Annotated in this window: 3 protein-coding genes; all 3 read left to right on the top strand. The window is 73.1% G+C overall.

Annotation, left to right across the window (positions count from 1 at the left end):
• The first annotated feature begins 8 nt into the window (after window positions 1-8).
• Window positions 9-5075, top strand: coding sequence for a DUF7927 domain-containing protein (locus FHX73_RS36670; protein ID WP_281292778.1), 5067 nt, complete (start codon window positions 9-11; stop codon window positions 5073-5075).
• Between the two features lie 130 nt (window positions 5076-5205).
• On the top strand, window positions 5206-5814 hold the full coding sequence (locus tag FHX73_RS36665) for a TetR/AcrR family transcriptional regulator (RefSeq protein ID WP_145910319.1): 609 nt from the start codon (window positions 5206-5208) through the stop codon (window positions 5812-5814).
• A gap of 106 nt (window positions 5815-5920) precedes the next feature.
• The gene (locus FHX73_RS36660; RefSeq protein ID WP_145910383.1) at window positions 5921-6505 is read left to right on the top strand and encodes a DUF4188 domain-containing protein; all 585 of its coding nucleotides are present in this window, start codon (window positions 5921-5923) and stop codon (window positions 6503-6505) included.
• Window positions 6506-6583 lie beyond the last annotated feature (78 nt).

The raw sequence follows: 6583 nt of genomic DNA, 5'->3' as shown, positions 1-6583 counted from the left end.
GTCAGCAGATCCAGTGGCGGGTTACCGTGGTCAACAACGGTCCGTCCCGCGCTCGCAATGTGGTGGTGAGCGACGCCGTTCCGGCGGGCGTGCTGAACCCGTCCATGGCGGCCTCGGACGGCACGGCCTGCCCGATCGCGAACGGTACGGCGACCTGCCCGGCGGTGGAGATCCCGGCCGGCCAGAGCGCGACCTGGACGCTGACCGGCACGCTCGACCCGAACGCGACCAGCACACCGGTGAACTCCGTCACGGTCACCGGTGGCCCCGATCCCTCCGCCTCCGCGCACACGGCCGTGGCCTCGCCCTCCAACTCGCCGTCGCCGCAGGCGAACCTGGCGGTCAGCAAGGTGCTGCTGACCGACCCGGTGGTCCCCGGCCAGCAGATCCAGTGGCGCGTCACCGTCACCAACAACGGCCCGTCCCGCGCCCGCAACGTGGTCGTGACGGACCCCGTCCCGGCGGGCGTGCTCAATCCGTCCATGGCGGCCGCCGATGGCACGCCTTGCCCGATCGCCAACGGCACGGCGACCTGCCCCGCAGTGGAGATCCCCGCCGGCCAGAGTGCGACCTGGACGCTGACCGGCACGCTCGCCCAGGACGCCACGGTCACCCCGACCAACACGGTGACCGTCACCGGCGGGCCCGACCCCTCGGCCAGTGTCCACACCGCCGTGGCCTCGCCCTCCAGCTCGCCGTCGCAGCAGGCGAGCCTGTCCCTCTCGAAGTCGCTGCTGACCGATCCGGTCGTCCCGGGTCAGCAGATCCAGTGGCGGGTCACCGTGACCAACGACGGTCCGTCCCGCGCCCGGAACGTGGTGGTCGCCGACCGGGTGCCCGACGGTGTCACCGGTGCGACGATGAGCGCCGCCGACGGTACGTCCTGCCCGATCGCCAACGGCATCGCCACCTGCCCGGCGATCGAACTGGCCGTCGGGGAGAGCCGGTCGTACACCCTGACCGGCACCCTCGCCCAGGACGCGACCGTGACCCCGACCAACACGGCGACGGTCACCGGTGGCCCGGACCCGAGTGCCAGCGTGCGCACGGCCGTTGCCAGCCCGACCAACTCGCCTTCCCCGCAGGCCAATCTGACTCTGAGTAAGGTGCTGCTGACCGACCCGGTGGTCCCCGGCCAGCGGATCCAGTGGCGGGTCACCGTGACCAACAACGGTCCGTCCCGTGCCCGCAACGTGGTCGTCAGCGACCGCGTGCCCGACGGAGTCACCGGCGCCGTCCTCCAGTCGGACGCCGACGCCTCGGCCTGCCCGATCGCCAGCGGCATCGCCACCTGCCCGGCGATCGAACTGGCCGTCGGCGAGAGCCACTCCTACACCCTGACCGGCATCCTCGACCCGAACGCGACCACCACTCCGGCCAACACGGCGACCGTCACCGGCGGTCCGGACCCCAGCGCCTCCGTGCACACGGCCGTCGCCTCGCCCAGCGGGTCGCCGGTGCTCCGGGCCAACCTGAGCATCTCCAAGATGCTGCTCACCAGTCCGGTGGTGCCGGGTCAGCGGATCCAGTGGCGGGTGACGGTGACCAACAACGGTCCGTCCCGGGCCCGCAATGTGGTCGTCACCGACCCGATCCCGCCCATGGTGGACGGCCCGAGCATGACGGCGGACGCCGACGGCTCGGCCTGCCCGATCAGCGCCGGCACGGCGACCTGCCCCGCCGTCGAGATCCCGTCCGGCGGCTCGGTCTCTTACACCGTCAGCGGCACCCTCGACCCGGCCGCGACCGACGTGCCCACCAACACGGCCACCGTCACCGGCGGCCCGGACCCGAGTGCCTCGGCCCGGACCGCGACCGCGCACCCGTCCGAGTCGGCCAGTCCGCGCGCGAGCCTGACGGTCAGCAAGGTGCTGCTGACCGATCCGGTGGTGCCGGGGCAGCCGATCGCCTGGCGGATCAGCGTCACCAACCACGGTCCGAGCCAGGCCCGTGGCGTGGTGGTCAGCGACCGCATCCCGGACGGTGTCGTCGGTGCCGTGCTCTCGCCGGACAGCACCCGCGCCGCCTGCCCGATCACGAACGGCGTCGCCACCTGCCCGCCGGTCACGATCGCGGTCGGCGCCACCGCGGACTTCACGCTCACCGGCACGCTGGCCCAGGACGCGACCGTCACGCCGAGCAACACGGTGGTCGTGACCGGCGGCCCGGACCCGAGCGCCTCCGCGCACACGGCCGTCGCCTCACCCACCAACTCCCCTTCGCCGCAGGCCAACCTGACGCTGAGCAAGGCACTGGTCACCGACCCGGTGGTGCCGGGGCGGCAGATCCAGTGGCGGGTCACCGTCACCAACAACGGACCCTCCCGGGCCCGGAACGTCGTCGTGACCGACCGGATCCCGGCCGGTGTCTCGGGCGCGACGATGGCCTCCGTCGAGGACGGCAGCCCCTGCCCGATCAGCGCCGGGACGGCCACCTGCCCGGCGGTCGAGCTGAGCGTGGGCCAGTCGTACAGCTACACGGTGACCGGCACCCTCGACCCCGACGCCACCGTCACGCCGACCAACACCGCGACGGTCACCGGCGGTCCGGACCCGTCCGCCTCTGTGCGCACGGCCGTTGCCAGCCCGACCAACTCGCCCTCGCCGCAGGCGAGTCTGACGGTCAGCAAGGTGCTGCTGACCGACCCGGTGGTGCCGGGGCAGCGGATCCAGTGGCGGGTGACGGTGACCAACAACGGTCCGTCCCGCGCCCGCGACGTGGTGGTCACCGACCAGGTGCCCGCCGGTGTGCTGGACGCGTCGATGAACGCCGATGCCGGTGGCGCCAGTTGCCCCGTGACGGGCGGCACGGCCCGCTGCCCGGCGGTGGAGATCCCCGCGGGCGGGTCGGCGAGCTGGACGCTGACCGGCACCCTTGACCCGAACGCCACGGTGACCCCCGGCAACACCGTCACGGTGACCGGCGGCCCCGACCCGAGCGCGTCCGCGCACACCGCCGTGGCCAGCCCGACCAACTCCCCGTCCATGCGGGCGAGTCTGACGGTCGCCAAGGTGCTGCTGACGAACCCGGTGGTGCCGGGGCAGCGGATCCAGTGGCGGATCAGCGTCACCAACAACGGTCCGTCCCGGGCGCGTGACGTGGTGGTCGCCGACCAGGTGCCCGCCGGTGTGCTGAACGCCGCGCTGACGGCCGACGCCGACGGCACCGACTGCCCGGTCACCGGCGGCACCGCGACCTGCCCCGCCGTCGAGATCCCGGCCGGCTCGACCCTGACCTGGACGCTGACCGGCACCCTGGATCCGGGTGCGACCAGCACGCCGACCAACACCGCCGTGGTGACCGGTGGTCCGGATCCGTCGGCCTCCGCGCACACGGCGGTGGCCTCCGCGAGCGGTTCCCCGGTCCAGCAGGCGGCGCTGACGGTGGCCAAGGTGCTGGTGACCGACCCGGTGGTCCCGGGCGCGCGGATCGAGTGGCGGGTCACCGTCACCAACCACGGTCCCTCGCAGGCCCGGAACGTCGTGGTGACGGACCGGATCCCGGCCGACGTGACCGGCGCCTCGATGACCGCCGCCGACGGCACGGCCTGCCCGATCACGAGCGGTACGGCGACCTGTCCGGCGGTGGAGATCCCGGTCGGCCGGACCATGGCCTGGACGGTGTCCGGCACGCTGGACCCGAACGCCACCGAGATCCCGACCAACACGGCCGTGGTGACCGGCGGTCCGGACCCCACCGCCTCCGCCCACACGGCGGTGGCCAGCCCCAGCGGCGGCACCGTCGTGGAGGCCAGGCTGAGCGTCGCCAAGATCCTGGTCACCGACCCGGTGGTGGCCGGCGGCCCGATCGAGTGGCGGATCACCGTGACCAACCACGGTCCCTCGCGGGCCCGGAACGTCGTGGTGAGCGACCGGATCCCGGCCGGCGTGGACGGCGCGACCCTGACGGCCGCCGACGGTACGGCCTGCCCGATCGCGAGCGGCACGGCAACCTGCCCGGCGGTGGAGATCCCGGTCGGCCAGACCCTGACCTGGACCCTGTCCGGCACTCTGGACCCGAACGCGACCAGCACGCCGGCCAACACGGCCGTGGTGACCGGTGGTCCGGACCCGTCGGCCTCCGCGCACACGGCGGTGGCCAGCCCGACCGCCGCCCCCTCGCTGCGGGCCACCCTCAGCATCGCCAAGGTGCTGCTGACCAGCCCGGTGGTCGCCGGACAGCCGATCGCCTGGCGGGTCACCGTCACCAACCACGGCCCCTCAGTCGCCCGTTCGGTCGTGGTGACGGACCGGGTCCCGGACGGGGTGCTGGACGCGGCGATGACCGCCGACGCGGACGGCAGCAGCTGCCCGATCGCCGACGGCCTCGCGACCTGCCCGGCCGTCGAGCTGACGCCGGGTCAGACCGCCGGCTGGACCCTGACCGGCACGCTCGACCCCGACGCCACCTCGGTCCCGACCAACACGGCCGTGGTGACCGGCGGCCCCGACCCCTCCGCGTCCGCCCGCACGGCGGTGGCCAGCCCGACCGAACCCATCACCGTCGAGCCCGACCTGCGGGTGAACAAGCAGGTCGGTCCGACCGACCCCCGGCCCGGTGACACGGTGACCTACACCGTCACCGCCACCAACCACGCCAGCGGCACCTACCACGACGCGGTGCTGGTCGACGACTTCACCGGCGTGCTGGACGCGGCCGCCTACAACGGCGACGCGACCGCCACCACCGGCACCCTCTCCTACCAGCAGCCCAGGCTCAGTTGGACCGGCGACATCCGCCCCGGAGAGACCGTGACCCTGCGGTACACCTTCACCGTGCGGGCGGACGCGGGCGGCAAGCGGCTGCTCAACCGGGTGACCTCGACCGGCGGCGGCACCAACTGCCCGGCCGACGGCCAGCTCTCGGACAACTGCTTCGGCGGCGGCCGGACCGGCATCACCGTGGTCCCGCCGCAGCCGAGCCCGACCCCCAGCCCGAGCCCGACGGTGCGGCCCACGCCGGGGCCGCTCCCCAAGACCGGCTCGCCCGACTCCCGGCTGCTGCTCCTCGGAGTGACCCTGCTGCTCACCCTCGGCACCGCGTTCCTGACGATCCGCCGGCGCAGCCTGCGCTGACCGGTCGTCCGTTCACCAGCCTTCCGTTCACCGGCTGTCCGCCCGTCCGCGCGCACCGGCACCGACCACCCGGTGCCGGTGCGCGCGACCCCGGCTGACCCGCCCGGGCGGCTGTGATAGCACTGCTGCCATGACGGAACGGCATGGCGGGCGCGACTCGTACCACCACGGATCACTGCCGCAGGCGCTGGTCGCCGCGGCCTTCGAGCTGCTGGACGAGCACGGGCAGGCGAAGGTGACGATGCGGGAGGTGGCCCGCCGGGCCGGGGTCTCGGCAGGCGCGCCGTTCCGTCACTTCCCGGACCGGCAGGCGCTGCTGACGGCGCTCGCGGACCGGGTGCTGGCCGACTTCGTGTCCTGGCAGCAGGCCCAGCTGGCGGCGGCGGAGGTCGAGCTGGCGGCGCTGCGGGCGGTCGGGATCGGCGTCGTGCGGTACGCGATCCGCCACCCGCACCGCTTCGAGCTGGTCCGCTCGCGGGTCTTCGCGGCGACCCGGGAGCCCGCGCTGCGCGAGCAACTCGACGGCATCGACAAGCTGTTCGCCGAGGTGATCGTGACCGACCAGGAACACGGCCGGCTGCGCCCGGGCGACCCGGCGCTGGTCGCGCTGGCCGGGCAGGCGTTGGTGTACGGGCTGGTGCAGATGATCGTGGACGGGTACCTGCCGACCGACCAGGCCGAGCAGCTGGCCGTGCAGGTGATCGACACGTTCGGGTACGGCGTCGCCAATATCGGCTGAACAGGGCCGAATTGACCGTGTGACGCTTATTGACGGAATGTCACCACGCTGATGTAATCACCGATTACATCAGCGTGACGGGGAGGTCGGCGTGTCCAAGGGATCGATGTTCGCCAAGCCGGAGCCGGGCTACACCACGGCCGGTGCCACCGGCGACACGGTGGTGGTGCTGATCGGCATGCGGATCAACCACTTCTGGGCCGTGCACCACTGGGGGCCGGTGTTCTTCTCGATGCTCAAGATGCTGGCCGAACTGCGCCGGGCCCCCGAACGCGGGCTGCGCGGCCGGGTCCTGCTCACCGCCTCGCCGCGCACCTACTACGTGGTCCAGTACTGGGAGTCCAAGGAGAAGCTCTACACCTACGCCCAGGAGGGGTTCCACCGCACGGTGTGGGCCTTCGCCAACCGCAAGGTGAAGGCCGGCAAGGCCCGCCAGCACGTGGGGCTCTGGCACGAGACCTACATCGTGCCGGAGGGCGGCTACGAGTCGATCTACTTCGACATGCCGCCGTTCGGCCTGGCCGGCGCCACGGGCATGCTGCCGGTGGAGGCCCGCGGGCGGCACGCCTCCCAGCGGCTGGCCCACCGCTCCGGCGCGAAGGGGACCAGCGCGAAGGGGACCACAGCCGAGGTGAACGCTGCCGACGAGAGCAGGGCCGTCGACGAGAGCCCCGTCGAGCAGAGCCACTGACCGCCACGGAAACCCTTGGCGCACCGCCCGGGTGGCGGCCTACGATCCTCGGCACCGCCACCCACCGGACGCGAAGGA

Origin of the sequence: Kitasatospora viridis, from assembly GCF_007829815.1 — a bacterium.
GTDB classification, from domain to species: Bacteria; Actinomycetota; Actinomycetes; order Streptomycetales; family Streptomycetaceae; genus Kitasatospora; species Kitasatospora viridis.
The sequence above is the reverse complement of the archived record's forward strand: the minus strand, read 5'-3'. Positions and strand labels throughout refer to the sequence as shown.

Bases quoted from the DNA above. Each gene is read 5' to 3' on its own strand.
- FHX73_RS36665 (WP_145910319.1), top strand. From the start codon at position 5,206: ATGACGGAACGGCATGGCGGGCGCGACTCGTACCACCACGGATCACTG.
- FHX73_RS36660 (WP_145910383.1), top strand. From the start codon at position 5,921: ATGTTCGCCAAGCCGGAGCCGGGCTACACCACGGCCGGTGCCACCGGC.